The sequence below is a fragment of the Desulfogranum marinum genome, from assembly GCF_963675105.2.
GTDB lineage: Bacteria > Desulfobacterota > Desulfobulbia > Desulfobulbales > Desulfobulbaceae > Desulfogranum > Desulfogranum marinum.
Map to the genome: position 1 here is coordinate 2,615,137 of NZ_CAXXRO010000004.1, position 26,655 is coordinate 2,641,791.

28 protein-coding genes and 1 pseudogene are annotated in these 26,655 nt (G+C 46.0%); 17 read left to right on the forward strand and 12 right to left on the reverse strand.

Annotated features, from left to right (window positions below):
* The first annotated feature begins 32 nt into the window (after positions 1 to 32).
* From ACHZCY_RS20135 to ACHZCY_RS20155, 5 genes are all read left to right on the forward strand, one after another.
* The gene (locus ACHZCY_RS20135) at positions 33 to 476 is read left to right on the forward strand and encodes an Hsp20/alpha crystallin family protein (RefSeq protein WP_205222493.1); all 444 of its coding nucleotides are present in this window, start codon (positions 33 to 35) and stop codon (positions 474 to 476) included.
* A gap of 1 nt (position 477) precedes the next feature.
* A complete protein-coding gene (gene lon, locus ACHZCY_RS20140; RefSeq protein WP_319550154.1) occupies positions 478 to 2,853 on the forward strand; it encodes an endopeptidase La in 2,376 nt (791 codons plus the stop codon).
* Entirely contained in the window at positions 2,853 to 4,580 is a 1,728-nt protein-coding gene (gene ftsY, locus ACHZCY_RS20145) for a signal recognition particle-docking protein FtsY (RefSeq protein WP_319550155.1), read from the forward strand. Before lon ends, ftsY begins: the two co-directional genes overlap by 1 nt.
* Before the next feature lie 54 nt (positions 4,581 to 4,634).
* Positions 4,635 to 5,468: a DnaJ domain-containing protein gene (locus tag ACHZCY_RS20150; RefSeq protein WP_205222490.1), complete on the forward strand. Its 834-nt coding sequence runs from the start codon at positions 4,635 to 4,637 to the stop codon at positions 5,466 to 5,468.
* Between the two features lie 73 nt (positions 5,469 to 5,541).
* On the forward strand, positions 5,542 to 6,723 hold the full coding sequence (locus tag ACHZCY_RS20155; protein WP_319550156.1) for a pyridoxal phosphate-dependent aminotransferase: 1,182 nt from the start codon (positions 5,542 to 5,544) through the stop codon (positions 6,721 to 6,723).
* A 229-nt stretch (positions 6,724 to 6,952) separates the two neighbouring features.
* On the opposite strand, the gene glmM is transcribed toward ACHZCY_RS20155, so the two are convergent.
* From glmM to cdaA, 3 genes are all read right to left on the reverse strand, one after another.
* Complete coding sequence (glmM, locus tag ACHZCY_RS20160) at positions 6,953 to 8,302, reverse strand: phosphoglucosamine mutase (protein WP_319550157.1); 1,350 nt, start codon at positions 8,300 to 8,302, stop codon at positions 6,953 to 6,955.
* 62 nt (positions 8,303 to 8,364) lie between these two features.
* Positions 8,365 to 9,342, reverse strand: a complete 978-nt coding sequence (locus tag ACHZCY_RS20165) for a CdaR family protein (protein ID WP_205222487.1) — start codon at positions 9,340 to 9,342, stop codon at positions 8,365 to 8,367.
* A complete protein-coding gene (gene cdaA, locus ACHZCY_RS20170; RefSeq protein WP_319550158.1) occupies positions 9,339 to 10,151 on the reverse strand; it encodes a diadenylate cyclase CdaA in 813 nt (270 codons plus the stop codon). Before cdaA ends, ACHZCY_RS20165 begins: the two co-directional genes overlap by 4 nt.
* Before the next feature lie 216 nt (positions 10,152 to 10,367).
* Between cdaA and ACHZCY_RS20175 the strand changes: the two genes are divergently transcribed.
* Positions 10,368 to 10,967: a nitroreductase family protein gene (locus ACHZCY_RS20175; protein ID WP_319550159.1), complete on the forward strand. Its 600-nt coding sequence runs from the start codon at positions 10,368 to 10,370 to the stop codon at positions 10,965 to 10,967.
* A 6-nt stretch (positions 10,968 to 10,973) separates the two neighbouring features.
* Entirely contained in the window at positions 10,974 to 11,369 is a 396-nt protein-coding gene (locus ACHZCY_RS20180) for a PGPGW domain-containing protein (RefSeq protein WP_319550160.1), read from the forward strand.
* 113 nt (positions 11,370 to 11,482) lie between these two features.
* Here the strand turns inward: ACHZCY_RS20180 and ACHZCY_RS20185 are convergent, their stop codons facing one another.
* Positions 11,483 to 12,787, reverse strand: a complete 1,305-nt coding sequence (locus ACHZCY_RS20185) for a TIGR03790 family protein (RefSeq protein ID WP_319550161.1) — start codon at positions 12,785 to 12,787, stop codon at positions 11,483 to 11,485.
* Positions 12,788 to 13,131: 344 nt separating this feature from the next.
* On the opposite strand from ACHZCY_RS20185, the gene mutY reads away from it, so the two are divergent.
* The 4 genes from mutY to ACHZCY_RS20205 all read left to right on the forward strand — a co-directional run bounded on the left by mutY (position 13,132) and on the right by ACHZCY_RS20205 (position 17,921).
* On the forward strand, positions 13,132 to 14,220 hold the full coding sequence (mutY, locus tag ACHZCY_RS20190; RefSeq protein ID WP_319550162.1) for an A/G-specific adenine glycosylase: 1,089 nt from the start codon (positions 13,132 to 13,134) through the stop codon (positions 14,218 to 14,220).
* Between the two features lie 180 nt (positions 14,221 to 14,400).
* Positions 14,401 to 15,906 (forward strand): sigma-54 interaction domain-containing protein, encoded by a 1,506-nt coding sequence (locus ACHZCY_RS20195; protein ID WP_319550163.1) that lies wholly within the window; start codon positions 14,401 to 14,403, stop codon positions 15,904 to 15,906.
* 75 nt (positions 15,907 to 15,981) lie between these two features.
* Positions 15,982 to 16,230, forward strand: coding sequence for a hypothetical protein (locus ACHZCY_RS20200; RefSeq protein WP_319550164.1), 249 nt, complete (start codon positions 15,982 to 15,984; stop codon positions 16,228 to 16,230).
* Positions 16,231 to 17,288: 1,058 nt separating this feature from the next.
* A complete protein-coding gene (locus ACHZCY_RS20205; RefSeq protein ID WP_319550165.1) occupies positions 17,289 to 17,921 on the forward strand; it encodes a PEP-CTERM sorting domain-containing protein in 633 nt (210 codons plus the stop codon).
* Positions 17,922 to 18,505: 584 nt separating this feature from the next.
* Here ACHZCY_RS20205 and ACHZCY_RS20210 read toward each other — a convergent pair.
* Positions 18,506 to 18,661: a sigma factor-like helix-turn-helix DNA-binding protein gene (locus ACHZCY_RS20210; RefSeq protein ID WP_394713421.1), complete on the reverse strand. Its 156-nt coding sequence runs from the start codon at positions 18,659 to 18,661 to the stop codon at positions 18,506 to 18,508.
* A gap of 673 nt (positions 18,662 to 19,334) precedes the next feature.
* Here ACHZCY_RS20210 and ACHZCY_RS20215 point away from each other — a divergent pair.
* Entirely contained in the window at positions 19,335 to 20,030 is a 696-nt protein-coding gene (locus ACHZCY_RS20215; protein ID WP_319550166.1) for a PEP-CTERM sorting domain-containing protein, read from the forward strand.
* 76 nt (positions 20,031 to 20,106) lie between these two features.
* On the opposite strand, the pseudogene ACHZCY_RS20220 reads toward ACHZCY_RS20215, so the two are convergent.
* Together ACHZCY_RS20220 and ACHZCY_RS20225 are read right to left on the reverse strand one after the other, a co-directional pair.
* Positions 20,107 to 20,431 (reverse strand): annotated as a pseudogene (locus ACHZCY_RS20220) (type II toxin-antitoxin system PemK/MazF family toxin).
* Positions 20,425 to 20,670: an AbrB/MazE/SpoVT family DNA-binding domain-containing protein gene (locus ACHZCY_RS20225; protein WP_319550168.1), complete on the reverse strand. Its 246-nt coding sequence runs from the start codon at positions 20,668 to 20,670 to the stop codon at positions 20,425 to 20,427. Before ACHZCY_RS20225 ends, ACHZCY_RS20220 begins: the two are co-directional and overlap by 7 nt.
* 122 nt (positions 20,671 to 20,792) lie before the next feature.
* Between ACHZCY_RS20225 and ACHZCY_RS20230 the strand changes: the two genes are divergently transcribed.
* Positions 20,793 to 21,482: a transposase gene (locus ACHZCY_RS20230; protein ID WP_319550169.1), complete on the forward strand. Its 690-nt coding sequence runs from the start codon at positions 20,793 to 20,795 to the stop codon at positions 21,480 to 21,482.
* A 47-nt stretch (positions 21,483 to 21,529) separates the two neighbouring features.
* On the opposite strand, the gene brnA is transcribed toward ACHZCY_RS20230, so the two are convergent.
* The 3 genes from brnA to ACHZCY_RS20245 form a co-directional block, all read right to left on the reverse strand.
* Positions 21,530 to 21,754, reverse strand: a complete 225-nt coding sequence (gene brnA, locus ACHZCY_RS20235; RefSeq protein ID WP_205222477.1) for a type II toxin-antitoxin system BrnA family antitoxin — start codon at positions 21,752 to 21,754, stop codon at positions 21,530 to 21,532.
* Positions 21,744 to 22,007, reverse strand: a complete 264-nt coding sequence (locus ACHZCY_RS20240) for a BrnT family toxin (protein WP_319550170.1) — start codon at positions 22,005 to 22,007, stop codon at positions 21,744 to 21,746. The genes brnA and ACHZCY_RS20240 overlap by 11 nt, the downstream gene beginning before the upstream one ends.
* 122 nt (positions 22,008 to 22,129) lie before the next feature.
* Positions 22,130 to 22,501 carry a hypothetical protein gene (locus ACHZCY_RS20245; protein ID WP_319550171.1) on the reverse strand — a complete coding sequence of 124 codons (372 nt, stop codon included), beginning with the start codon at positions 22,499 to 22,501 and terminating at the stop codon, positions 22,130 to 22,132.
* Between the two features lie 147 nt (positions 22,502 to 22,648).
* On the opposite strand from ACHZCY_RS20245, the gene ACHZCY_RS20250 reads away from it, so the two are divergent.
* Genes ACHZCY_RS20250 through istB form a run of 4 tightly spaced genes read left to right on the forward strand, consistent with a single transcriptional unit; the run spans position 22,649 to position 25,627 of the window.
* Positions 22,649 to 23,149 carry a hypothetical protein gene (locus ACHZCY_RS20250; protein ID WP_394713422.1) on the forward strand — a complete coding sequence of 167 codons (501 nt, stop codon included), beginning with the start codon at positions 22,649 to 22,651 and terminating at the stop codon, positions 23,147 to 23,149.
* Complete coding sequence (locus ACHZCY_RS20255) at positions 23,097 to 23,432, forward strand: hypothetical protein (RefSeq protein WP_319550172.1); 336 nt, start codon at positions 23,097 to 23,099, stop codon at positions 23,430 to 23,432. The genes ACHZCY_RS20250 and ACHZCY_RS20255 overlap by 53 nt, the downstream gene beginning before the upstream one ends.
* Complete coding sequence (istA, locus tag ACHZCY_RS20260) at positions 23,419 to 24,906, forward strand: IS21 family transposase (RefSeq protein WP_319550173.1); 1,488 nt, start codon at positions 23,419 to 23,421, stop codon at positions 24,904 to 24,906. Before ACHZCY_RS20255 ends, istA begins: the two co-directional genes overlap by 14 nt.
* A complete protein-coding gene (istB, locus tag ACHZCY_RS20265) occupies positions 24,881 to 25,627 on the forward strand; it encodes an IS21-like element helper ATPase IstB (RefSeq protein WP_319550174.1) in 747 nt (248 codons plus the stop codon). The genes istA and istB overlap by 26 nt, the downstream gene beginning before the upstream one ends.
* Positions 25,628 to 25,855: 228 nt before the next feature.
* On the opposite strand, the gene ACHZCY_RS20270 is transcribed toward istB, so the two are convergent.
* Both ACHZCY_RS20270 and ACHZCY_RS20275 read right to left on the reverse strand, forming a co-directional pair.
* Entirely contained in the window at positions 25,856 to 26,293 is a 438-nt protein-coding gene (locus ACHZCY_RS20270) for a hypothetical protein (RefSeq protein ID WP_319550175.1), read from the reverse strand.
* The gene (locus ACHZCY_RS20275; protein WP_319550176.1) at positions 26,286 to 26,627 is read right to left on the reverse strand and encodes a hypothetical protein; all 342 of its coding nucleotides are present in this window, start codon (positions 26,625 to 26,627) and stop codon (positions 26,286 to 26,288) included. Before ACHZCY_RS20275 ends, ACHZCY_RS20270 begins: the two co-directional genes overlap by 8 nt.
* Positions 26,628 to 26,655 lie beyond the last annotated feature (28 nt).

The following is a 26,655-nucleotide window of genomic DNA, read 5'->3' on the forward strand; positions in this document are numbered from 1 at the left end:
CTTTGCATCAAGTATACGAGAGGAGGAATACAATGGATCCGTTCAGTAAGAAGCTTTTTAAAGAACTGGAGCAGATGCAGCAGCAGACCGGCCGCATGTTAAGGAATATGACTATAGCGCGGATGGTGCCCATGGACACAGGTGGATGGGAACCTCCGGTTGATATTTATGAGGCTGAGGATGAGATATATGTCTATGTGGATATTGCAGGTGTTGACCGACAGAATCTACAGGTTACTGTTGATGAACAACGGCTGTTGATAAAAGGAAAAAGACAACTTCCGGCACAGGCATCCATTGCATGTATTCATCAGTTGGAAATAGAGTTGGGTAATTTTCAACGGACAGTTGTTCTTCCCTCTATGGTGGACGTCGAAAATACCAGTTCTTCTTATGCAGATGGTATTTTAGTGGTGAGGCTTCCCAAGCGGGTCAAAAAAGGAAAAGTCAATATAGAGATACAACCTGGTGAATAATATGACAGAAGAACAGCATACAGAGCAGAAAAAGGTTGATCCAACCTCTCTTGAAGTACCTGAGTCACTTCCTATACTGCCTTTGCAGGGATTTGTATTTTATCCAGGGATGGGTTTCCCTTTGCAAGTGGCCAGTGAATCTTCCAAGCAGCTTATTGACGATGTCTTGCTCGGCGACCGCATGCTGGGCATGGTAACCAGTCGAAAAGAGAAGGTCGAAGAGGGCGAGGTATTAGGTAAAGAAGAGTTGTATGATATCGGGGTGGTCGGCTACCTCCATAAATTGACCAAGTCCCAGCAAGGATATTATCAGGTGTTGGTCAGCGGTACCAAAAAAATTAAGATTGATGAGTATACGGAAACAGAACCGTATCTTCGTGCTAAAATATCTGAAGTACCCATGGATATCGTTGAGGATAAGAAGATAGAGGCACTTGTTTTCAATATTCGAAATCAGTTCCAGAAACTGGTTAACGCCACTGAACTTCCACAGGAAATGCTGGCAACGGTAAATACCCTGGAAAACCCATTTTATGTGGCGTATCTGGTCAGCTCCCAGTTGCACCTGAAAATAGAGATAGAGCAGGAAACTCTGGAATTGGTTGATCTTCACGACTTGCTCCATCGTGTGACCCGTGAGTTGAATGATCGGATAGAAACGGTGGAGATGAGCAATGAGCTGCAGAAAAGCATGAAAAAGGACATGGATGGACGGCAGCGTGAGTTTTTTCTCCGCCAGCAGCTGCAGGCCATTCGTAAGGAATTGGGGGAAGGGGAGGACGATAAAGTCGAGATTCAGGAGCTGCGTGACCGGGTTGCGGAAAAGGCACTCAGTGAAGAAGCGAAAAAGGTGGTTGACAAAGAGATTGCCAGGCTTGATCGTATTTCGCCTTCATCCCCGGAGTATACGGTATCGAGAAACTATCTTGATTGGATTCTTGATTTACCGTGGATGGAATCTACCACTGATACACTTGACCTTGAACAGGCCGAAAAAGACCTGGACAAAGATCATTACGGGCTGAAAAAGATTAAAAAACGCATTATAGAATTTCTGGCGGTACGTAAACTCAAAGAAGATATCCATGGCCCTATTCTTTGCTTGAGCGGCCCTCCGGGCGTGGGTAAAACATCTCTTGGGCAGTCCATCGCCCGCACCATGAATAGAAAGTTTGTCCGTATTGCTCTTGGTGGCGTGCGTGATGAAGCCGAGATTCGCGGACATCGCCGGACCTATATCGGTGCTTTGCCGGGTCGAATTATCCAGAGTTTAAAAAGGGCTGAGGCAAATAATCCGGTTTTTTTGCTGGATGAGGTTGATAAACTTGGTAACGATTTTCGAGGCGATCCATCGTCGGCCTTGTTGGAAGTTTTGGATCCCGAACAGAATTCAACATTTACCGATCATTATCTAGACATTGAGTTTGACCTGTCTAAGGTCATGTTTATTGCCACTGCAAATGTTTTGGATACCATCCCTGGGCCACTGCGTGACCGGATGGAAGTGGTAGAGCTTTCCGGCTACACCCAGCAGGAAAAAGTAGCCATTGCCACCCGACACTTGGTACCCAAACAGCTTGAGGCCCACGCCTTGACCAAGGATGATATTGAGATTCCCGAGGAGACGGTTGAAAATGTGATTTCCTCCTACACCAGGGAAGCCGGCGTTCGTAACCTGGAAAGGGAGATAGCAACCATTTGCAGGGGCATTGCTGCGGAAATAGCAAAAGGAAAAACAGAAAAAACGGTTGTCACTCCCGACAGTTTGTACACTTATCTTGGTCCGCTACGCTTTTTTCCTGAGATGAAGGCTCGTACCTGGGGACCGGGGCTTGCCACCGGGCTTGCATGGACGCCTGTTGGCGGACAGATTCTCTTTATCGAGACTTCGATCATGAAAGGAAGAGGCGGGTTGACTCTGACCGGAAAACTTGGCGATGTGATGAAGGAGTCCGCGACCGCCGCCTTGACCTATATACGATCTCATGCTGAAGAACTGGATATTGCTGAAGACCGTTTTGCTAAGATTGACCTGCATGTTCATGTGCCGGAGGGAGCGATTCCGAAAGATGGGCCCTCAGCAGGTGTTTCCATGGTTTCTTCTTTGGTTTCGGTTATTACCGGCAATCCAGTGCGTCAAGATGTGGCCATGACCGGTGAAATCACCCTCCGTGGAGATGTGTTGCCGGTGGGTGGTATTGGTGAAAAGGTGTTGGCAGCACTACGGGCAGGCATTAAAGAACTTATCCTGCCGGTCTTGAATGAAAAAGATGTACTGGAAATTCCGGAAGATATTCGAGAAGGGGTAATTTTTCATTATCCCCATACTATTAGTGAAGTTCTTGCAATAGCATTACAAAAAAAGGCGGATAGCTGATGCTTGGCTGGTTTAAGAAAAAGTTTGGCCGTAAAAAGAAGGCTGAACCGGAAGGAGTAGAAGTCGCTCAGGAAGTTGAAGTTGAAGAAAGCCTCGCTCCTGAATCTTCACCTGTGGCGGAAACGCCACAGGTGGAGCGGGATGAGTTCCCTGCTGTTGAGAAAGAGATTCCGATAGAGGATGTTCAACCCGATGAAGTGCAGGCTGCGGTTTTGCCTGCGGAAGAGGAAGCACAAAAAACGCCTGCAGAACAAATACATGCAGACGATGAGGGTGCTGCAGAACCTGTGCCGGAGGAGGAACCACAGCCGGTTGATGCTCAACCGGACAAGGTGGAAGAAATATTGCCTGCCGGTGAGGTTGAAGTCGATGAGCAGGTAAGTGAAAAGCCTACTGAAGTACCGACTGCAGAGAAGTTGGAACAGACAGAGGCCATTGAGCCGGAAGAAGCCCTTGTTGACGAGAGTGAACAAGAGGCGGTGGAGGTAGACAAAGAACCTCTTGACCTTGGCCGAACAGAAGCAGATATTGCCGGTGAAATTGAAACCGCGGTTGAACAAGAAGTCGATGTGGTTAAGGCTGCAGACGACGTTGCTGACGTTGTCCACGCCATTGATGTGGAAGAGGCCCCGCAAGATGTCGACCAAAGTACTTCTGCACCAGCAGAAGGAACGGCTGCAGAGGAAAAGCTTCTTATTGATGAAGAAGAAGAGCTTGCAGAGGAGGACGTCCTTCAAGAGCAAGAAGAGCAAGAGGCCGAAGCCGTTGCTCCTGTGCAGAAAAAAACATCCTCTCCTTCGCTTTTTAAACGGTTGCACCAACGCTTGGGAAAGACCAGGGATTCATTTGTTTATCGAATGGACACTCTTTTTCTGGGGCGTAAAGAGATTGACCAGGAACTGTTCGATGATCTGGAGGAGATCCTGATCACCGCAGATCTGGGTGTTGAGACGACCATGGATTTACTTGAGCACGCCAGGAAAACCGCCAAGCGCGACCAGCTCAGTGATCCCAAATCATTGAAAAAGGTGCTACGTGATCGCATCTATAGCTATATAGAGTCTTCTGATCAACCTGCAGAATTGGTCATGCCGGATAAGGGGCCTTTTGTGATTATGGTTATCGGGGTGAACGGGGTTGGTAAAACAACCACCATCGGCAAGGTTGCAAATAAATTTGTTAACGCAGGGCAATCGGTACTGCTTGTGGCTGGTGATACCTTCCGGGCCGCAGCCATTGACCAGTTAAAAATTTGGGGTGAGCGAGTCGGGGTGGAGGTCGTGGCCCAACAGCCTGGTGCAGACCCTTCTTCTGTTGTTTTTGATGGGATGGAATACGGGATAGCCCATAAATTTGATGTTATCATCATCGATACTGCCGGTCGTCTCCACACCAGTGTAAACCTCATGGAAGAGCTCAAGAAAATCAAGCGGGTTATCGGCAAAAAGTTGCCTAAAGCTCCCCACGAGGTCATGCTGGTGCTTGATGCAACCACCGGCCAGAATGGTATCTCCCAGGCTAAGCTGTTTGACGCAGCTGTGGATGTGACCGGATTGACCATGTCCAAACTCGATGGTACTGCCAAGGGTGGTATTGTCGCCAATATTTGTCGAGAGATGAAAATCCCGGTACGCTTCATCGGTATTGGTGAACAAATGGATGACTTGCGGGATTTTGATTCCCGGGAATTCGTCGATGCTTTGTTTGCCGACCGGGAAGAAGAGTAAGTTCACTGCCTCCATTTCTCAGGTTATTTTTCTTTATTATTTTCTCACACTATTATGGAATATAGACAACACAACCAGCCGGGATGTGGCGGCTGCCTGCTGATTATCGGCCTGTTGCTGCTGGTAACAGGAGGGGCTCCAGCTCTTTTTAATTTTCTTGGTTTTATTTTCTTTTCCGGTCTTTTCGGGATTTTGCTTCTTGTAGCCGCTTTCTGGGGATTTTCCTACTATGTGCGGCAGCGAGTGTCCACCTATGAGTCAGCCCAGACAGAATCCCATAAGCGTTTTGTGTATCTGCTGGTACATATATTAGTCAAGATTGCCCAGGCAGACGGTCATTTTACGCGGGCGGAACTCAATACCATAATCAGGTTTTTTCAGCAGAGCCTGCGGTATAATCAAGATCAGATGTACTGGGTGAAGCAACTCATTAAGGATGCCCGTGACGCCGACATGAGCATGGATCAATTGCTTGAGGAATTTCGCAGTTCCTTTGCCTACGAACCTCGATTGATCCTGCTTGAGCTTGTTTACCAGATTATTTATACCAAACAGCCACCCGTTGAAAGTGAGCTGGAAACCGCGAGAAGGATTGCTGCTTTTCTGCAAATTTCAGCGTATGACCAGCGAACGTTTGAGGCAAAATACAAATACCATCAATATCGGGAGGCAACCAGTGGTGTAGCTGCCGATGAGCGATACTACGGTGTGTTGGGGCTTGAGCCTGGAGCAGATTTTGCTGCCATCAAAAAAGCATACCGGAAACTTTCCATGCAGTATCACCCAGACAAAGTTGCCCATCTAGGTGATGAGTTTAAAGGCGTTGCTGAAGAAAAAATGAAAGAAATTAACGCTGCTTACGATTATTTTCGGCGTAAATTTGAATGAGAGTGACCCGTGAGCAGTTTTGAGACGACAGTATACAAGCATGAAATTATTCACCAGATAAGGGGGAAGCAATATGGCGATAGCTAAAAAAATGAGGTCCTTTGCTGAAAAATCGTCCTGGATCAGGAAGATGTTTGAAGAAGGGGCAAAGATGAAGGCGGAGTTTGGTGATGAGAATGTTTTTGATTTTAGTATCGGTAATCCGGACGTGCCACCGCCGGAAAAGTTTTCAACCGTACTGCAGGAGCTGGTGAGTAATGATAAACCGGGCAGTCATGGCTACATGCCCAATGGCGGCTACCCGTATGTACGTGAAGCCCTGGCTGATAGGCTTTCTCGTGATCAAGAGGTGAGCCTTGATCAGGGGGATGTCCTGATGACCTGCGGCGCCGCCGGTGCACTCAATGTTACCTTCAAGGCCTTGCTTGACCCTGGGGACGAGGTCATTGTCCTCTGTCCTTTTTTTGTGGATTATCATTTCTATGTGGATAACCACGGCGGAGTTGTCAAGGTTGTGCCTACCGATGCGCATTTTAACCTGGATCTACAGGCGCTGGAAGAAGCAATTACCGACAAGACCAAGGCGGTGCTGATCAACAGTCCGAATAATCCTACCGGACAGATATATTCTGCTGAGGCACTGGCAAGTCTAGGCAAAATGCTTGATGCGGCAAGTGATAAGTTTTGTACCTCTATTTACCTGATATCGGATGAGCCGTACCGGAATATCGTGTACGACAACCACGAAGTACCAGCCTTGATGACGGCAACGACCAATTCGATTGTTGTTTCTTCCTATTCCAAGGAGTTGTCGTTACCCGGAGAACGTATCGGCTACATCGCCGTGCATCCTGATATGGCTGAAAAGCAGGATGTGCTCAATGCCATGACCTTGGCAAACAGAATTCTAGGTTTTATCAATGCGCCTGCCTTAATGCAACGGGCAGTGGCTCAACTGCAGGATGTTTCCGTAGACAGCAGCATCTATGCCGCCAGGTTGGAAGTTTTCTGTAAGGTCCTTGATGATGCAGGATTTGAATATGAGCGGCCCAAAGGTGCATTTTATTTGTTCCCTAAAGTACCCATTGATGATGTTGAGTTTTGCAGTTTGTTGCAAGATGAGAAAATTCTTGCCGTTCCAGGGCGTGGTTTCGGCATGCCGGGCTACATCCGATTAGCCTTTTGCGTGGACGAAGAGATTATCAAAAAAGCTGCGGAAGGCTTTAAGCGAGCAATGGCAGCAGCGAAAAAATAAGAGTAAAGTACGAAAAGAAAAGGAGTTCGGCTTCGCACCTGGTTGCGGAACCAAACTCCTTTTTTATTGTAATTTGATTACGTATAAAACTCAGCCATTTATCTATCGAAGCAGACAGGGGACTGATTTTATTTCTCTTTTAAACCCGGGAGACAGATCGAAGTCTAATGGTCTGAAAGTAAAATTTGAGGATGCCTTTTTGCCCTATGCTCAGGCTAAAATCTAGGTTCTACCTGTCGGCTCGACGGATGACATCGCACAGTTCCAGAGCGATGGTTTCTATTTCCTGATGATCCTCTCCCTCTGTCATCACTCTGATAACCGGCTCCGTCCCCGATGGGCGGACGAGAATCCTTCCCCGTTTCCCCAATTTTTGTTCAGCAGCAGTCAGTGCTTCCGGAAAGCCAGGGATCTGAGTTGGCGTTATTTTGCTCGCCATACGCACATTTTCAAGCACCTGTGGATAGGTCGACATTATTTTCGCTAATTCAGAGAGCGGTTGTTTCTTTTTAATCATTATCGCCAAAAGTTGTAAGCCGGCGAGGATGCCGTCACCTGTGGTGTTGTGGTCTAAAAAGACCAGGTGGCCGGATTGTTCGCCGCCAAAGTTATACCCTTTGGCACGCATGGTTTCCACCACATATCGGTCGCCGACGTTGCTCCGTACCATTTGGCCGCCCATGTCGTGCATTGCTTTTTCCAAGCCCATGTTGGACATGACGGTGGCAACAAGGGTTTTCTTTTTGAGTTTTCTGCGACTGAGCAAATCCTTGGCACATATGGCCATGATGTGGTCGCCATCGACGATTTTGCCCTTTTCATCACATACTATCAGACGATCCCCGTCCCCATCAAGGGCAAGGCCGATATCGGCCCCGAGCTGTTTTACCTTCTCCGCCATCAGTTCGGGGTGCAGGGCACCGCATTCATGGTTAATATTTTTGCCGTTTGGAGCAACGCCAAGGGTCGTAACCTTTGCCCCCAGTTCCGTGAACACGTGGGGCGCTACTTTATAGGTTGCACCGTGGGCACAATCCAGCACAATGTGAAAGTCATCAAGGGTATATTGCTTGGGAAAGGTGTTTTTGAGGTACACAATATAACGCCCCTGTGCATCTTCTATGCGCGAGGCCTTGCCGACTTCGTCTGCAACCGGTCGGAGTGCAGCCATTTTTTGTGAAAAAATGAGGTCTTCTATGTCGGCTTCAACCTCATCGGGTAACTTGAAGCCATTATGGGAAAATATTTTAATGCCATTGTCCTGAAACGGATTGTGCGAAGCAGAAATAACCACGCCGGCCTCTGCACGCATGGAGGTGGTTATAAAGGCAATGCCGGGGGTCGGCAATGGCCCCACTACCTGTACATTGACTCCCATGGAGCAGATGCCGGCAGAAAGAGCATTTTCAATCATGTAACCGGACAACCGGGTGTCTTTGCCGATGACAATAGTATTGCCCTTGGCACTGTTTTTAACAATAAAGGCTATTGCCCTGCCTATTTGCATGGCAATTTCGGAGGTCATCGGATAGGTGTTGGCGACACCGCGTACTCCGTCGGTGCCAAAAAGTTTACGCATGGTTGTTCCTCTTACTTTGAAATAAATGAAACAGGTTATGGAGAGTGTGCATTAGAGAAAAATCAGAGTTGAGGCTGTGACTCCGGCACCGAGCTATTTTCAACAGGTATCAGGCGAACTTTTTTTGGTTTTACCTGCATAATTGCAATAGGTTTGTGACCGGGAACGTTGATACCGTTGACCGTTAACGGGATAAAACCATCGATATCCGGTTCTGTTTTCGAACTTACAGACGCCCTGAACAGCATAGCTAGTTCCGGTGTATCGCGGATCAGGTTTTCAGGAATATTTGCTTCCACGGTTACCATGGATGGGATCGTCCGGAAAGGAAGTTCCGCATCTCGCACATTGACAGGAATGCCGCGAACCGTCTTGATGAGCATGGTTTCATCGACCTCCAGCGTCGCCGTGACCACTGTTTCACCGATGAGCTTGAACATTTCATCGCTTAAATCGAGTGCGACCTGCAGTTTGGTTGACTGCTCCAGGCCGTCAAGGACGATAACCACTGTTTTGAGGGCAGTTTGTTTCTCCAGTAGGGTTTTGGGACCGGTCACAGGGAGCCTGTCAGGGTCTATGGTTATTGACTTGAGTACATACCCTGCAGCAGGTTCCCCTTCGAGGACGGGATTGATGGCAAAATCTTTTTGTTCAAGCTGGTCGACCAGGAGTGTGAAACTGCTAGGTTGCAATCGTTGGACGGTAATTCCCTGGGGAAAAGGTATTGAGTTGCGGTCATTGGCGATAACGATGGCCCCTGCTTCCACCTTGGAAAGGTCAACCGGTCGGGAAATATTTTGCTGCCTTATCTCTTGGATGACACGTCTGGATCCTCTGATGGAAACCTCGATATCTTTTTTAAACTTATTGGCAATCACCAGGTTGGCAGGTAGGTTGTGTACTTCAATGGGTACATTGATCGTGATATCTATCTGGTCTTCGCCCACCACAAAATACCAGAGGCCGGCACCGATAATAAGGGCGAATAGTTTGAGCACCCAGTTCTTGGGCATCAATGCGGAAAGTTTAGCTCGGGTCATTTTTTTTGTATGGTTTTATGCGGTGCAAACCAGTTTTTCCAGCTGTTGGTATTTTTAGCTTTTCGTTGCTTGAGTATGGATTGCAGGGCGGAGTGGAGTGCTTTTTCATCAAAAAGAGTGGCGATTCGCCCCTGTTTTACCAGGGAAATCTCCTGGGTTTCTTCGGAAACAACCACTATAACGGCATCGGTTTCCTCAGAAAGTCCTAAGGCTGCCCGGTGTCTGGTGCCGTAGCGTTTGTCTATCCGCGTATTTTTGGAAAGAGGCAGCAGGCAACCGGCTGAGTGTATTTTCCCTTTGTGAATGATCACACCACCATCATGCATAGGGGAGGAGGGCATGAAGATGGAAACGAGCAGCTCATAGCAAAGCCTCGCGTCGAGGCGGAACCCTGTTTCAATGTAGTCCCGCAAGCCTGTCTCTCGCTCAATGACAAGCAGCGCGCCAATTTTGCGCTTGGCCATATAGGTTGCGGCCCGTACAATTTCCTCTATGTCTTGCAGAGCTACATCATCTGACTTTTGGAAAGGAGCTTTGCCTACCTGGGTAAGCGCACGCCTGATATCTGCCTGAAAAACAATGATAATGAGGAGCAGGATGGAACTGAGGAAGGTTTTGAACAACCAGTGCAGGGTCTGGAGTTCGAGTTTGCCGGAAATGAAATAAACAATAATAATAACAGCTATACCTGCCAGCATCTGCACAGCTCGGGTACCACGGATCAGCAGCATTATACGATAAATGAAAAAAGAGACTATCAGGATATCGGCAATATCCTGCCATCGTAGTAATCCAAGAGTATCGAGCATAATTTAGGTGGTAGAGTGAGTGTGATTATTTAATACTAAAAATTTAGCATGTTAGCGTGTAAATGAACAGAAGAAACAGAAACTGTGTTGAAAAAAGGAAACCATGCACAGTTTGTGACAGATGGGTGGTGTGTGTGGTAAGAAAGATCCGGTAGAAAAAGCAGTGCCTGAAAAAGAGCATTGCATTTAATTTTTTTTTTACAGGGGAGACAAGTGATGGCAATCGAAGAATTGGTTGGGCAAACCAGGACAGTTAGAAGATTTACAGAAGACAAGCCGGTGCCGGTGGAATTACTCAAAGGGCTTGTTGATACGGCTAGATTGAGTGGGTCTGCCCGTAATGGGCAAGTGCTCAAGTATATGCTGGTGACCGAGCAGGAGCAGCGGGACCTCGTGTTTCCGCTGCTTGGCTGGGCAGGTTATCTCAGCGATTGGAAAGGACCGGAACCTGGAGAGCGACCTGCTGCCTATATTCTGTGCTTACTCGACAAATCGCTTTTGAAAGGCACTGAAAATGAGGCGCATTTTGATTGCGGGATAGCCACTCAGAGCATGCTGCTTGCAGCTGCAGAGCAGGGCGTGTATGGCTGCCGTATCGGAGCCTTTGCTAAAAATATAGATACGGTGCTCAATGTTGCAGAGCCCTTATCTGTGATGCTCGTGCTTGCCTTGGGCTATCCGGCAGAGACCGTGGTGCTGGAAGAGGTTGGTAACGATGGGAAAATACAGTACTGGAGAGATGAGCAGGGTGTGCATCATGTGCCCAAGCGAAGCCTTGAAGAGGTGTTGGTAGAGAGTACCTTTTCAGCGCTGTAACCAAATATGACGACTGTTTTTTTACTTGAGGTGCTGGGGGTTGTGTCACTGCTTACATTTATCGGCAGCCTGATTGCTGTCCCTTGGCTGGTTAACCGTATGCCGGCTGATTTTTTTGTGCGCCACTGGCAGCAGTTGGCTGTAAAAAGGCAGACGCACCCGGCTTTAACAATCCTTATATTTATCGGGCGTAACACGCTGGGGATGCTGTTGGTTGCTGCTGGGATAGCGATGCTTTTTTTGCCGGGGCAGGGATTGCTCACCATTCTGATCGGTTTTTGTACTATGGATTTTCCGGGTAAACAACGAATGCTGCAATACCTGATCAGCAAGCACAGCATCCAAAGGGGACTGAACTGGATTCGACTAAAGGGTCGTAAACAACCTTTTTCCTTTTCCTGAAGGTAGCTGCTCACAGGGCATCAGACTGCTGGCGAAAAATCCAGGCACCCTGCAAGCAGTTACCAATGTACTCGTTTGACGACCTTTGTCGCTTACCCTGTAAGTAGTTACCCTTACAGGGTGGTGTTTTTCTCCGTTTTGCTGGAAGTTGGTTGAGAATTGCCACTCATCTCAGGAGAGAATGGCTGATACAGCGGATCGCCGATTAGGACCATCTGCCAGCTAAGAAAGGGCAGGCTGATCAGATATGTCTCTCCCAGGGTGAGGTAGCCCTCTGTGAGTTTGCTGAAAAAAAGATCCGGCAGGGGGAATGCCTGCACATAGGGCTCATACACGGGGCCGACAGTCGCTGCCACGCCTTGTTCCAGCATCCTTTTGCACCAGCCCTGTGATTTTTCCTGCTTTAAAGTGGCGCATTCGCCACTGGCAATATGAAATCCCACAGCGCCCTGCACCCAGGTAAAGGCATCGATATATTTTGACAAACTATACCAGCCGCAGTACAGCGCAGCTTCCGGACAATCACCGGCTGTGAAAAGAGCGCTTTTATCGTTGAGCAGGACCTCCAACCCTCTCTCTTGCTTGACCAGTTCCGCCGCTTTATGAATGGCAGCATCATACAGGGCGTAGCCGCTGAGCTTTTTTTGGGGATCAGGCCTGGCCCAACGGGCATCAAAGTAGGCTTTGCCCTGCAAGCCTTTTTGTTCAACCGCGATGGAATCATCAATGATTCTGCGAACAATGTCAGGGGTTGGGCCGTCCAAACGACTGACCATCAGCACCGTATCGCGCTGAAGAAGGGTCTTTTGTCGTTGGAATCCTAAAAAATATGGGTTAGGCAGCCAATTTTCGAGCGGGTAGGTGTCTGTGAGAACCAGGGCTAACTCAGAATCAACGGCAGCTCTGGTGTCAGTTTGCTGGAGCAGCTTTATTTGCAGTTTCAGTGAATCGATCAGGTTCTTCAGTTGTGAGTGCTCATTTTTTTGCGCTGCCTTGAGTTTTTCTTGTTCCTGGCGTATTTGTTTCTTCAGTTGTTTGACCTGTTCTTCATCATCAAGATCGAGCACAGGGGCCCGTATTTTGAGTGGTACGCCGTACATGGTTACCAGACATCGAATGCGTTTGTTTTGCTGCAGTTTTTGGACGGCTTTTTTTACCGGCTCGGCTATGTCTTCCTGGTATTGTTGCCTGTTGCAGCTCTCTTTCCAGGTTGTTCGGATCTTGATGAGGTTTTCGGCGGGAATAGCGCGTTGCTGCATATAGTATTTTGCCAGCGAGAGGCTATCATTGGCTCTGGTGTTGGCAATTACAACCACCTCATCGGGAGTGAGCGCTAACACGAGATTGGGAAGCGAAAAAAACACATTCATCACAAGGAAGAGTGAGAGAAGGCTGCTCTTGGTATATGATGTGTTCATGAATAGCGTATTTTAAGGTTGATGGCGTCGTAAAAAGTGCGATCTACGGTGTTGCAGGTTTTTCCCGAGGCCTTGACATACCATATGTATAGTCAAGGCCTCGGGAAAAACACTGCGCCTTGTATATCGAACTTTTGTCCTTAGCCATCTTTAGTGTGTGATGGACTTTTTACGAGTCCATCAAGGTTAGCAAGAAAGCAAAACACGCTCATCTTTCATCTATAAGGGAACAGGGAACGCTGTACTGTCGGTTAATGAATGGTCTCATTGTAGACCTAGAAGTTGAAAAAGTCTACCTGTGTAGATAAGTGATACGTATAGGCAGACAAGACGAAGAGAGTATATTGAATTTTATTTGCGCAACACAGCAGTCGAATTTTCAAGATCTATTGTTAACGTGGTTCCACGCCCATATGCGGAGCCTGCCATGGAGAGAAGAGTATATCCCCTATCATGTGTGGATCTCAGAAATCATGGGGCAGCAAACCCAGATGGAGAGAGTGGCAGACTATTTTTTACGGTGGATTGCTCGATTTCCCTCTGTCGCTGCGGTAGCTGCAGCACCTGAGCTGGATATTCTTAAAGCCTGGGAGGGACTTGGCTATTATTCAAGAGCGCGTAATATTCAAAAAACCGCACAGCTTTTAATGGAAGTTTACAATGGTGATGTGCCCGCATCCCACAAAGAGTTGCTTAGTCTCCCCGGTATTGGGCCGTATACAGCGGCCGCTATTCTGTCCATCGGGTTTAATCTACCATGGCCGTTGCTCGATGCAAATGTGGAAAGGGTGTTTTCCAGGCTGGCCGATATAGACCAGCCACTCAAACAAAAAGATACACGCAAAGCATTGGAAAACATGGCAACGGAACTCCTTTATCGAAGAGATCCCAGAAATTGGAACCAGGCATTGATGGAGTTTGGCGCCCTTGTGTGCACACCCAAAAATCCACACTGCGCCCAGTGTCCGGTGCAGCCTTTTTGCCTGGCCAATAAACGCGATACCGTTGACTGGCGACCAGTTCCCAGGGAAAAGAAAAAAATAATCGATATCACCATGGCCTGCGGGATACTGCGCAGAGGTAATCTGTTTTTTATTCAGCAACGACTGGATGATGACATCTGGGGCGGTCTGTGGGAATTTCCAGGTGGCCGTCTTCTGGAAAACGAATTGCCCGAGCAAGCTGTGATTCGGGAAGTGGCAGAGGAAACCGAGTGGCAGGTAACCAATCCTGTCCCATTTCGATCAGTGGTTCACTATTACACCCGTTACCGGGTTACTCTGCATAGTTTTTGGTGCCAGTTGCCTCCAACCCCTGTGCAACCGGTCCTGCATGCAGCAAAAGATGCAAACTGGGTAACGCTTGAAGAGCTTGGAGAGTATCCCTATCCGGCTGGTCACCGGAATTTAGTGCAGCTCTTGCAGCGACAATAATTCCGGAAAATAGGTAAAAATACCTAGTGGGTATTTTTATTGTTTTTTTAGGTTGATATGATCTGCTTTTTGATTTTTTTTCGATTTACCGGAAAAAAAATTGTGCGTTACTGTAAATAGTGCTAACGTGAGGGTTAATGTGTATCTATTATTCACCCCTTGCAACGAGCCTGGTTTGCCTTGACCAATTCAATCCTGAAATCCACAAGTATCCAAGATGAGGTAAATCGCCTCTCCACAAACTGGCGTTCCCTGCTTGACGCCATGCCGGAAATGGTTTTGCTGCTAAGCGAACACCACTCTGTTGAATACATGAACCCGAGTGCGCAAAAACATTTCGGCAAGAAGTGTTCACCCAAGGTTGTTGACGATTTATGCCGGATTGGCGTGGGGTTTCAAAGAAAACAGGCCATTGAGGCCGGCCGACCCCAGACTGTTGCCCAGGAAGCCGTGATCGGTGATATCCCTGTAGAATATTCTTCTGTTCCGTTTGCCGGTTATACCGGCGAACGACTGACCATGTTTGTGATGCGGGATATCTCCAGGCGAAAGGCCAGGGAAGAAGAGTTACGGCTTTTTAATACCAATATCGAAGATATCCTCCAGCAGAAAATTACCGAACTGCAGGAAAGCGAGGAGATGCGGCAGCGGTTGTCTCGTCAGGTAAACAGCCTGAAGAGCCAGCTGGGACATCGGCACAAGGCCGATAAGATGATAGGCTCCAGCCGTAAGATGCGTGAACTTCGAGAGATGATTCATCAAGTCGCCGGTTCAGATGCCACCATTCTTATCACCGGTGAATCCGGGACAGGCAAGGAGCTGGTCGCCAACCTGATTAAAGCGACCAGCGGACGAGACGACAAACCCTTTCTCAAAATTAACTGTAATGCGATCAATGATTCCATCCTCGAATCTGACCTGTTTGGCTATGAAAAAGGTGCCTTTACAGGCGCAAATGCCAGAAAAATAGGTAAATTTGAAGTCGTCAATGGTGGGTCCATTTTTCTTGATGAGATAGGGGATATCAGCCCGCGGATGCAGGCCTCCTTGCTGCGAGTACTGCAGAATGGTGAAATTGTCCGGGTTGGCGGAACAGAACCGGTCAAAGTGGATGTACGGGTTATTGCCGCCACTAATGTGGAGCTTGCTAAAGCCGTCAAAGAAAAAGAATTCCGGCTTGATCTCTACTACAGACTCAATATCATCAATATCGATATGCCCCCCTTGCGGGACCGTAAAGAAGATATTGTTGAACTCGTCTCCCACTTTGTCAACCACTACCGGGTAGCGTTTAAAAAGGATATCGATTTTGTGCCCAAATCGATTATTAATCGTTTGCTGCTCCATGACTGGCCGGGCAATGTTCGCGAATTGGAAAACTTGATTCAGCGCGCGGTGCTGATGACTAAAGGCAAAATGATCACTGAAAAAGACCTCTTTTTTGATCAAAACCTCGGCGAGCAGCAAAAAGAAAACGGCAACATCAATATCCAGAATAAATTGGGAGAAGAGTCTCTCAAAATCATTCTCTCCGAATTCGAAGGTGAGATCATCACCCAGGCATTGCGTAAGTTCAATGGCAATGTCGCCATCGCTGCCGATAAACTCCAGGTCGGCAAGACTGCGCTGTATGATAAGATGAAGCGGTATAATATCTCTGCTAAGTCGATCAAGAAGGGGTTGTAGGTTTTTCCGGTTTTCAGATCACCGAAAAAAGCTCTTTATTCGATTGATTGGAATGTTTTTTGCTAGTCTTAAGCTATGCAAAAAGTAAAGGCCAAACAACCTGTTATTTCACCTGATGGTGAGTCTTGCCCTGGTGAAGCGATCTCCTGTCAGTACTGGACCGTTACCACCAAGAGTTGTTCTGTCGTCCAGGATGGTCTGTATCTTCCCTCCCCCGAGCACTTAGCTACCTATTGTACCTCCCGTTTTTTCGCCTCATGTAGTTTGTACCAGGAGTTCCTTGAGCAGCAGGATAAAGGAAACGTTACTTTTCAAAGTCTTTGAAAAGGTTATGATTTTTTAAGGAAAATTCCGGATTAAAATTCATTTTTTCGGAAATTCGGAAGATTTTGGATGGTGTTTTTGAGTTGTTCTGGAGGATCCCGAAAAGGAAATTAGCATACCTTATCCTGATGCACGCTGTTTTGATTTTTTTCTGCCTGTGATTTTATACTTTTTATTATCCCACAAAAAATAGGGGACAGACCTCGGTTAATTGTTGAAAAGATAACAATTAAACGTGGTCTGTCCCCTATTTTTCGGAATTCCGGAGGTGAGTCGGGGGCGTTTGTAGTTTGGTTTTGGGAGTGGGGGATAGATAGCTGATGTGGCTTCCAAGAAGAGACTTGGTAGGTCTTGGAACGGCATTGAGAATGTTTTATCCTGAAGTTTCTATCTATCTGTTTTTGTGTTTATTTGTTGTTGCCCATGTCTAGGTAATGAAAACGTGATCTGTCCCCTAGTGTCCCCTAGTAGTACGGAAGATCGGTTGAGGGTCCATCTGATGAAACGCCATAAGGTCAGGGACAGGAAAGCGGCTCGGAATAAAAATCGGTTTTTCGGAAATTTGGAAGGGTGTTAAGGAGTGAGCTGGAACGCTTTGTTTTAAAGTGGTTTGCCATGTTGTTCTCATGTCCTCCTGTTTACTGCACATTTTTTAAGTTCGTATAATTGCTATTTGTAGGGTTTTAATCAGTTCTAAAAAGGTAAAGCTGCTTTTTGAGAGGTAATTGAAGGGTAGGTGTGGCTTTTTTTAGGGGTGTACTTCCGGATTAAAAAACTGTTTTTCGGATTTTTGGAATCTCGGAGATTGTGAGGGGGGCGCTTTGGGTCTGGTATGGGGGGCTTATGTGGCTTTAGGTTTAGCTGGATGTTATGGATGGGAGAATCGCTTTTTCTATCAATTTTTGTATTATTTTACTGTTCGTTAGGTTTCTGTGGTTGAAATGCGGTCTGTCCCGTGTTCGGTAAAAATTAAAAATTGCAGTCTGGCGTCATTGTTGCATGAAAAGTTTATTGAATTTTTAGTGGGATAAACTGTTTAGTAAAAATTGGAGAATGCAATGAGAAAAATTTTAGGAAAAAGCGCGTTGTTTTCAGTTTTAAGTGTAGGATTGTTAGTGGGAGCTGCAAATGCCGACATGACTGATTATTTTAACAATATACATGCGAGTGTTGCTATAGAGGTCTTAGACAATGGAGCTTTGACCAACCCTATCGACTTAAGCAATTTTGATCTTGGCATATATTGGGTTGATGATATTGCCACTGCTGACGATGCCGCAGACGTGAATTCTTTCCTTTATGCTACATTAAACCCTGACCAAGTGATAGGAACTACAGTAGTGTCATATTATGGAGGTTTCACTTTTAATTCTCTTCTTAATACCGTTACGGATGATTTAGGAGGGGGAGAAGTTGCTGACCCAGGTGATCCTTTTGGTTTTTTCTTGACTGTTGGTGGGCAGGATTATTATGTTGATGAAAGACTTAATGGAGGTACGGATTACTTTGATTATAATCCCACTGGAACCTCTGATACATATAGATTCACTTTGAATAATGGAGTTTCTATTTCCGTAGACGTTGAATTAAAAGCACATGATATAGCACCTGTTCCAGAGCCAACAACCATGCTCTTGTTTGGCACAGGATTAGTAGGTCTTGCAGGGATTGCTCGGCGTAAAAGAAGTTAACTTAGTACTATTTGTTGTTAAGTAACTATATAGTTTTCAACCCGCTGGATTTGCCCAGCGGGTTTTTTATTGTGATTACCAACGTAGAATTAGGGGACAGACCACGTTTTTTTAGTTGTTTTCGAAAAAGGTAGCCGTTACGTGCAATAAAAACGTGGTCTGTCCCCTAATTTCGTGTCCCCTAATTTCGTAATTTCTTGGTTACTGGAAAAGACGGTTAAGCATGACTAAGCAGGAAAAAGCACGTTTTTACCCTTTGACCGGTTCAAGTTCCTGGGACAGTATACCTATCCTTTGACCTTCTTTTGAGGGCCTGGTTTTTGCGGTCTTAACCTCCGCCCAGGTTCAACCTCTGGTTCATCTATAAAATCTCCTTTCCCTAAAGGGCGACCGGTTCGTTCATGGAGATGGAGCAGGTCAACTTCATCAGACGAGGGCAATTTCAAAAAACTGCACCAATCGGGAACCCGTTCAAGTAAGGGCGCTACCTTTCTCAGCTGGTCATCCTTTACAAGTAAGAAATTAAGCAACCACTTCTACCGAACCATGTAGGAATATGTTCATCTACCTCCTAAAAACAATAACTACATGAAAATAGGGGCCAGTCTAAACCCTGCTGCCTTTGCACGGTTTAAGTAATCATCGACTGTCGCCCTGCCTATACCGCAACTTCGACTGATTTCACGATTGCTACAATTACAACCGTATTTGAGACGCAATATCTCTCGTATCTTTCGCATAGATAATCTCTTTTTGGGCATGGAAATCTCCTTGAAGTAGTCGTTCAAAAAGATTTCCGCTACCATCTGTTTCTATGCGTCGCTACCCTCCCTAAAACGACGGGCGGAATCCTCTGGAATCAGTGGCCGGATTGCCTTGGAATACTCAACACTATACCCAGATTGGTCAAAAGCCAGACCATTGTGATTCTTCCCTCTGAAGTACTGGCATCATAATTTGAACCAAATGCCTCGCCTTACCTTACCGTTGGAAACCCCTGATAGCCCTACAGTAATGACTCTTTTTCTGTGTCTTAAGTTGCAAAGAAAGAGAAAATTACCCTTTCCTCTTTACCCGCCTTCCATAATCGTCCCTTAAAACTAACACAATTCCGCAAATAAATCCTCTTTTTCGGAATTTCGGAAGAACTGGGAGGCGCAGATGGATAACACTAGCAACGCCTTTGAGTGGGCAGAGACAGATTTTTTTCCCATTGCGAAATCCACTTTGTGGCACTTAAGTGGCCTACATTGTGGTACTTATGTGGGGTGGTAATTTGAGAAAGAAATTACAGGTTAGAGAGCATTTTTTATTTGGCACGATAGATGAAAATGTAATAATAGCAGTACTTAGGGGATTGTTTAACTAGGTTAGGATTCATAATATGCTAGCCAAAACCCTTGGAGATAAAAAATGAAAAAAAGAATGCTAAAATCAACTATTATTGGTTTCTTTATTTGTAGTATCACCGCAGGCAGTGCACTGGCACTTCCCGGGTATACAGGATTCGACGAGTTTGAACTGTTAAACCCCGACACGGTAGCGAATATAGATCCATTTAACATCGCTCAATTACCTTTTGATGCTACAGACACTGACGCAGACGGCTTTTATATCTGGACTAATAGCACAAGATCAGAAATGACCATTTTGTGGACAGGTGATCAAGTCAATGGTGACACCCGGTTTAAAGGGGAAGTCAGCCTGCTAGGACTCACAAGTACTCCTGCTAGCAAAATTCGTTTTGAATCTGGTACTGGTACAAACCAAGACGACCTTAGTCAATTCGGTAACGCAATTGATTTTAGAGCTTGGGCAGGTTCGAGTGGCAGTAGATGGTATGATGGGTTCAGTATCGCTGTTACGCAAAATATGACCCCTTCTTATATTGCTTTTGATTTACAAACAAGTAAGGATCATCCCATTAGTTTTTCACATGAAGAGACTAAGATTTTCTTTGGTGAGTCAGGAAAAGCAATTGGATTATATGATTCAGACACAGATGGTACATTTGCTATTACGGCACCCATTCCAGAACCGACAACCATGCTTCTTTTTGGTACGGGACTTGCTAGTCTTGCGGGAATAGCGCGACGTAGAAGGAAATAAGAGAGAAATTAGGGGACAGACCACGTTTAACGGTTTTAAAAAAACCGTTAAACGTGGTCTGTCCCCTAATTTAATTTCAAACGGCAAACATTTCTTTCAGTGTTTGAAGTGTTTTTTCTTGAGTATTTTTGTTTATCGTACCAAGTTTCTTAACAAGCCTTTTTTTATCTACTGTTCGTATTTGATCCAGTATTATTTGACCTTTTTTTCCTTGAAATGAACAAGTAATCCTACTTTGGATATTTTCTGCCCTTTGTTGTCATGGGAGCAACTATAACTGTGGAAATATGATGATTCATTTCATCAGGGGAAATAACGAGACAGGGACGAGTTATTTTTATTTCATGCCCAAGTGTAGGGTCCAGGTTAATGAGATAAACATCAAATCTGTTTACTACCATTCCCACTCCTTATTGTCCCACTCAGTTTCAATTGGATCTATAAGGGTATCTTCTCCATTTTGTGCCATTTCCTGAAATGATTTTGCCCAGTTTTTTCTTGGATGTTTAGGACTTCTGATTATCAATTCTTGATTGTGTATTTCCAGCTCAACTTCCGCGCCAAAACCACATTGGTCAAGAATAGGTTTTGGTATTCTAACTCCCCGAGAATTAACAATTTTTATAATCGCAGCTTTCATAATTAACTCCCTTTTGAATGTGGTTACATTGTATGTACATGTGGGTGATAAGGGACAGACCACGTTTAATGTGGTATGGTCAAGACAATTTAATCCTTTAACCAAGAAATTGAGCGACTATCATGCCCAGACGCCCCCGAATAGTAATGGCCGGAGTGCCGCTCCATATCATCCAGCGAGGTAACAATCGACAGGCCATCTTTTATGCAGATGAAGATTATTCATTTTATCTGGAATGGCTGCAGGAGTATGCTATTTTGGCTGGATGCGAAATACATGCCTTTGTTTTAATGACAAACCATGTCCACCTTTTATTGACCCCGAAGAAAAAAGAGAGCGCTGCCCTGCTGATGAAAAAACTAGGGCAGCGGTATGTTCAGTATGTCAATCGCACATATAAAAGAACAGGGACACTGTGGGAAGGGCGGTTTCGGTCATGTATTGCTCAAGAAGATAACTATTTGCTTACCTGCCAAAGATACATTGAGCTCAATCCTGTTCGTGCCGACATGGTAGAACATCCTGGGGAGTATCGATGGTCGAGTTACCGTGCTAATGCTGATGGGGAAACCATGGAATTATTAACACCTCATCCTCAGTATATGGCACTTGGCAAAATAGCAACCGATAGGCAGCATGCTTATAAAGAATTGTTCCGGTATCAGTTGGAGCCAGGGGTAATTGATGAAATACGTAAAGCCACAAACGGTAATTTTGTACTCGGTAACGATCGATTTGCAGATGAGATCGCATCCAAGCTCGGAAGGCGGGTAACTAGAAGCCTGCCTGGAAGACCACGAAAAGGGGATTGAAATACCTGTTTATAAAGTGGTCTGACCTCATTTAACAATTACTAAACTTATACAGCTTCTTTAAGTTTCTCAGCTATCCAAACTTTTACTAGAGCTTGACGACTTATACCAAGCCGTTTTGAATGTTTATCAAGGTCTTCTACTACCCAGGTAGGAAAATCGATGTTTACTCTCTTAGGCTCTTGGTTTACTCTTCTAGCTTTTGAAAAATCTAGGTCGTTGGTCAAATCCTCGCCAGATTCAAATTTTTCGTCAAATTTTTTAGCTTTCATAATAATAGACCTCCTTGCTTCTTGAACGTCTTACTGAAATTATTCTAACAGTCTCATTTCGATAGGTTATTACTGCCGACCAGTGTTTTCTCCCAATCTTACCTATGAAAAGATATCTATTTTCGTCATCCACATTTTTAGCGGGAATCTCAAGTAAATCAGGATCATTCCAAAGGGCTTGAGCCTCTAAGAAGTCGATCCCGTGTTTTTCCTTGTTGGACTCACTTTTATAGGGGTCAAATTCAAATTTCATAAGGATAATATATATCAAACAAGAACTTTTGTGAATATTAAATATACCATTTTTATACCTGTATCGCTTTTTGTTCGTGGGGAGATCACGCTAAAGCAATATGGGTAAGAAATAATTTTTTATTAACCAAGAGATTGAGCGACTATCATGCCCAGACGCCCCCGAATAGTAATGGCCGGAGTGCCGCTCCACGCTAGAATTAGAGAATTAGGGGACAGACCACGTTTAACGGTTGTTTTTAAAACCGTTAAACGTGGTCTGTCCCCTAATTCTTTGGCAAAACAGCAACCCATAGGCAGCATGCTTATAAAGAACTGTTCCGGTATCAGTTGGAGCCAGGGGTAATTGATGAAATACGTAAAGTCACAAACGGTAATTTTGTACTCGGTAACGATCGATTTGCAGATGAGATCGCATCCAAGCTTGGAAGGCGGGTAACTTGTCAGGGGCGTTCTGAAAGTGTAGCCTCCCGGGCGGTTTGATAATGCCCCCATCTTCTTCCTTTTCTTTCCTACCCTTTTTTTAAAAATCTTTTCTTCCCCCCCTCCTTTTTCTTCTTTTTTCTTTTCTGTTTTTACTCCTTAGCTGAGAGCATATATCTGAGGAGGAACCAGGTGTATGTCAAAACCAAGAAAGCGTAAGTGTCTACATTGCTGGGATTTTTTCTCCCGGACCACAGGAACGTCGGGAAGCAGAAATACTGTTCAAAACAGGGATGCCGCAAGGCAAGCAAGGCAGCCAGCCAAAGGAAGTGGTTGGGCAAGGAAGAGAATGCCGACTACTTCAAGGGCCCTGAGAATACAAAACGCGTACAGCAATGGAGAGAGTGCAACCCAGGTTATTGGAAAAAACAAAAAGCGTTACAAGAAGACTCAACTCCAGTAACGACCAAAGAACAATGTGATGCAGTACAATTAGGTGATAGTGCGTTACAAGATCTCTTCGAGTCGCATCATGCCGTATTTGTGTGCTTATTGGCACAGTTAACTGGTTCATCGTTACAAGATGACATCGTCATGACCGGGCATCGTCTGCGACAATTGGGGCAGGATATTCTCTTCTCACCTCACCCCAACAACGGAGGACAGTATGACCATCAAGAAACACCCCCTTGTTCCGCACATGGTCCGCCAGGTACCTGATCAGTTCAGCTGGGTGGACCATCGCCTTGTACGTGAACGCTACATCGACCATATCAGCCACTCGGCAGCCTGTCTGTACCTGTTTCTGGTCACGGTCAGTGATGCTCAGGGTGTAAGCTACTACAGCGACCAAACTCTGCAGCAACGCCTTGGCATGGATGGCAGCGGGTTGGCCTCAGCACGCAATGCGCTGATGGAACAACAATTGATCGCCTTTCGTAAACCGCTTTACCAGGTCCTGGCGTTGGATTATCGGCGGGGAGGTTACCATGATCAGCTATGAACAGTTTTGTCAGATAAAACACTACCGTGAAGAAGGGCTGAAGGCTGGCCAGATTGCAGCTAAAATTGACCTTGATACCCGTACGGTCAGGAAATGGATGGAGCGGGATGCTTTTCAACTCCGTCTTCCCGGTAACCGTCCGAGCAAACTCGACCCGTATAAGGACTCCATTATCAGTATGCTGGAACGGCACCCCTATACCGCCAGGCAGGTTTTCCAGCAGATAAGTGAGCAGGGTTTTGACGGCGGCTATACCATTGTCAAAGACTATGTGCGCAAGGTCAGGGCCAAACGGGAAAAGGCCTATTTGAAACTTGCCTTTGCTCCCGGGGAATGTGCCCAGGTTGACTGGGGTTCCTATAAGTCTGTCGCTGTGGGGAGCACCCGCAGACGGCTGAGTTTTTTTGTCATGGTGCTGTGCTATAGCCGCATGATGTATGTGGAGTTTACCGTATCCCAGACCATGGAGCACTTCCTCGGCTGCCACCAGCGGGCACTGGAATACTTTGGCAGGGTACCAGCCAAAATCATGGTGGACAATCTCAAGTCAGCGGTACTGCGCCGAACACCTGGTTTTGAGCCGGTTTTCAACCCAAAATATCTCAACTTTGCCAACCATTACGGCTTCCATATTGTCCCGTGCGCAGTGGGCAAGGGAAACGAAAAAGGTATTGTTGAGAATGCCGTTGGCTACGTTAAGAAAAACTTTTTAGCCGGGCTGGAGCCAGGTGAGTTCAAGATCATGAATCCGGCTGTAGAGAACTGGCTTGCCACCATAGCCAATGTGCGGACTCATGGTGAGACGCGAAAACAGCCAAAGGAGATGCTGCGCGATGAACTCGCCAGCCTTTTACCCCTGCCGTCCATGCCGTATGACATCGCCAGAGTATTGCAGGTGCGGGCAAGCAGGCAGTTCCGGGTCACTCTGGATAGCAACCGCTACTCAGTGCCGGCTGAATATGCAGGAGTTGGCCTGACAATGAAGGTATATCCCGACCGGATATGTATTTATCACGACAACACCCTGGTTGCCAGGCACACCAGGAGTTACGACCGTTACCAGGACCTCGAAGACCCCGACCACCCCAAGGCGTTGCTGCAACAGCGAAGGAAAGCAAAAGATCAGAAAGCCATGCAGCGCTTTCTTACCTTGTCCGCCAAAGCAGAACTATATTACCAAGGGCTGCGTGAACGAAAACTGAACCTTATGCACCATATCCGGCAGATCGTCGGCCTGAGTGATATTTACGGTGAAGAAGAGGTGGCCAGGGTCCTGGAGGATGCACTCGAGTTTCAAGCGTTTTCCTGTGAGTATATTGCCAATCTACTGGAGCAGAGGAAGCATATCAATGCGCCCCCTGGAGCCCTGCACCTGACCAGATCCGAAGATCTGTTGGAGATCGAGCTCAAAGAACCTGACATTTCTATCTATGCAAAAAGGGGGAATCATGAAGAACAAACCGCAAAAGGTTGAAGAGCAGATTGATTATCTCAAGTTGCGTTTCATGGGGGAGCAATACACGGACTTTGCAGCCACAGCCGCTGCAAAAGGGTGGGGGCATGCAGAGTATTTTGAACGCCTTCTCCAGGGAGAAACCGACATTCGCTGGGACAATGCCATCCAGCGCCGAATTCGAATGGCTCGTTTTCCTGTTATCAAAACCCTGGAACAGTTTGTATGGAACTGGCCCAAGAAGATAAATCAGCAACAGGTCAAGCATCTGTTCAGGTTGGACTTCATTGCCGACAAAGCCAACGTTATCATGCTCGGTGGCGTTGGTCTGGGGAAAACACACCTGGCGACAGCTATCGGTTACGAGGCATGCCTGCGGGGGTATCCAGTACTTTTTACCACTGCCGTTGACGTCATCAATACCTTGTCTGCGGCACAGAACGCCGGACAACTGAAAAACGGCCTGAAAAAATACCTCAAGCCTTCCCTGCTTATATTAGATGAGCTGGGATACCTCCCTATTGATAAACGGGGAGCTGATCTTCTTTTCCAGGTGATTAGTGGCCGCTATGAAAAGGGTTCTTTACTGATTACTTCAAATCGCGCGTACAAGGACTGGCCGGAAATATTCAACAATGACGCGACACTGACTTCAGCCATGCTGGACAGATTACTGCATCACGCGGATACGGTGGTTATTGAAGGGAAAAGCTATCGGATGAAAGAACAGGTCGATATCTGAAAACAAAGGTAGACCGTCGCCATGGGGTCTCTCCCGGGCGGCGGAATAAGAAACGAACAAAGGGGAAGAAAACAAGCATTTTCAAAACGCCATTTTTCTACACTTTCACGCCGCCGCTAACATAACTCGAAGCCTACCAGGTAGGCCCAAAAAAGGGGATTGAAATACCTGTTTCTATAGTGGTCTGACCCCGTTTTCTTCATTCCAAAAGCGCAAGTGGGATGCGCCCTATGTATTGGTGATGATAGCTTGATTAAGACATGAAATTAACTCTTTATTTCCTGCGTCATTGTAGTAGACTGTGTTGCCGTTTATCCCAAGAATTATGTATCCGAATTTCTCTATTCTTATATCCTTTAAATCAGAAAACGAGATGATCTCTTCATGGTCTGCTCTAAACATAGATATATTTATAGTTTTGCTAGAAAAATTTATTTCAATTTTGTGAGCAAATTTTCTCATTATAAAAACAAGTGCTATGCATGATATGCAAAGCAAGGTACAGGATATGGGAATCGCAATAAATCTAATATTTTCTTGGTTAAATAAATAAACTATCACCAGCATAAATATTAAAGCTAGTGTGATTTTAATTGAATTGTTCACAATACAAACTATAAAATGAGGTTGTTGAAAAATACAATTTGATTTGTTTTTTTTATTCATGGCTACCAGGTATAAAGCAATTTTCTATAGAAAAAGATAGCGCTCCACTGCCTAGGTCTGTTACAGCAGCGTTAACCCTCAGTGACAGTGCTCCTGTCTTGTAAAGACCTCCTGCTGCTCCAGAGGTTGCTCCAGCAAGCATGCCTTTTCCAGTATTATACAAAATATCATTTGCAGAATTATTGGGATTCGCTAATGAAGTTACAAAAGAACCCGCGCCACCTCCATACATTCCCGAAACAGCACCAGCCAACGCGCCTCCAGCATAACTACCTGCGACTCCGGAAAGTTGAGGCATTGCCAAGCCTGTAATACCTCCTACCGTCGCACCCACAACCCCACCTATTATTCCTGAGCCTGTT

What these genes read in the sequence shown, in the direction of transcription:
- ACHZCY_RS20135 (WP_205222493.1), top strand. Translation starts at nt 33, where the DNA reads ATGGATCCGTTCAGTAAGAAGCTTTTTAAAGAACTGGAGCAGATGCAG.
- lon (WP_319550154.1), top strand. Translation starts at nt 478, where the DNA reads ATGACAGAAGAACAGCATACAGAGCAGAAAAAGGTTGATCCAACCTCT.
- ftsY (WP_319550155.1), top strand. Translation starts at nt 2,853, where the DNA reads ATGCTTGGCTGGTTTAAGAAAAAGTTTGGCCGTAAAAAGAAGGCTGAA.
- ACHZCY_RS20150 (WP_205222490.1), top strand. Translation starts at nt 4,635, where the DNA reads ATGGAATATAGACAACACAACCAGCCGGGATGTGGCGGCTGCCTGCTG.
- ACHZCY_RS20155 (WP_319550156.1), top strand. Translation starts at nt 5,542, where the DNA reads ATGGCGATAGCTAAAAAAATGAGGTCCTTTGCTGAAAAATCGTCCTGG.
- glmM (WP_319550157.1), bottom strand. Translation starts at nt 8,302, where the DNA reads ATGCGTAAACTTTTTGGCACCGACGGAGTACGCGGTGTCGCCAACACC.
- ACHZCY_RS20165 (WP_205222487.1), bottom strand. Translation starts at nt 9,342, where the DNA reads ATGACCCGAGCTAAACTTTCCGCATTGATGCCCAAGAACTGGGTGCTC.
- cdaA (WP_319550158.1), bottom strand. Translation starts at nt 10,151, where the DNA reads ATGCTCGATACTCTTGGATTACTACGATGGCAGGATATTGCCGATATC.
- ACHZCY_RS20175 (WP_319550159.1), top strand. Translation starts at nt 10,368, where the DNA reads ATGGCAATCGAAGAATTGGTTGGGCAAACCAGGACAGTTAGAAGATTT.
- ACHZCY_RS20180 (WP_319550160.1), top strand. Translation starts at nt 10,974, where the DNA reads ATGACGACTGTTTTTTTACTTGAGGTGCTGGGGGTTGTGTCACTGCTT.
- ACHZCY_RS20185 (WP_319550161.1), bottom strand. Translation starts at nt 12,787, where the DNA reads ATGAACACATCATATACCAAGAGCAGCCTTCTCTCACTCTTCCTTGTG.
- ACHZCY_RS20200 (WP_319550164.1), top strand. Translation starts at nt 15,982, where the DNA reads ATGCAAAAAGTAAAGGCCAAACAACCTGTTATTTCACCTGATGGTGAG.
- ACHZCY_RS20205 (WP_319550165.1), top strand. Translation starts at nt 17,289, where the DNA reads ATGAGAAAAATTTTAGGAAAAAGCGCGTTGTTTTCAGTTTTAAGTGTA.
- ACHZCY_RS20210 (WP_394713421.1), bottom strand. Translation starts at nt 18,661, where the DNA reads ATGCGAAAGATACGAGAGATATTGCGTCTCAAATACGGTTGTAATTGT.
- ACHZCY_RS20215 (WP_319550166.1), top strand. Translation starts at nt 19,335, where the DNA reads ATGAAAAAAAGAATGCTAAAATCAACTATTATTGGTTTCTTTATTTGT.
- ACHZCY_RS20225 (WP_319550168.1), bottom strand. Translation starts at nt 20,670, where the DNA reads ATGAAAGCTGCGATTATAAAAATTGTTAATTCTCGGGGAGTTAGAATA.
- ACHZCY_RS20230 (WP_319550169.1), top strand. Translation starts at nt 20,793, where the DNA reads ATGCCCAGACGCCCCCGAATAGTAATGGCCGGAGTGCCGCTCCATATC.
- brnA (WP_205222477.1), bottom strand. Translation starts at nt 21,754, where the DNA reads ATGAAAGCTAAAAAATTTGACGAAAAATTTGAATCTGGCGAGGATTTG.
- ACHZCY_RS20240 (WP_319550170.1), bottom strand. Translation starts at nt 22,007, where the DNA reads ATGAAATTTGAATTTGACCCCTATAAAAGTGAGTCCAACAAGGAAAAA.
- ACHZCY_RS20245 (WP_319550171.1), bottom strand. Translation starts at nt 22,501, where the DNA reads ATGGGGGCATTATCAAACCGCCCGGGAGGCTACACTTTCAGAACGCCC.
- ACHZCY_RS20255 (WP_319550172.1), top strand. Translation starts at nt 23,097, where the DNA reads ATGACCATCAAGAAACACCCCCTTGTTCCGCACATGGTCCGCCAGGTA.
- istA (WP_319550173.1), top strand. Translation starts at nt 23,419, where the DNA reads ATGATCAGCTATGAACAGTTTTGTCAGATAAAACACTACCGTGAAGAA.
- istB (WP_319550174.1), top strand. Translation starts at nt 24,881, where the DNA reads ATGAAGAACAAACCGCAAAAGGTTGAAGAGCAGATTGATTATCTCAAG.
- ACHZCY_RS20270 (WP_319550175.1), bottom strand. Translation starts at nt 26,293, where the DNA reads ATGAATAAAAAAAACAAATCAAATTGTATTTTTCAACAACCTCATTTT.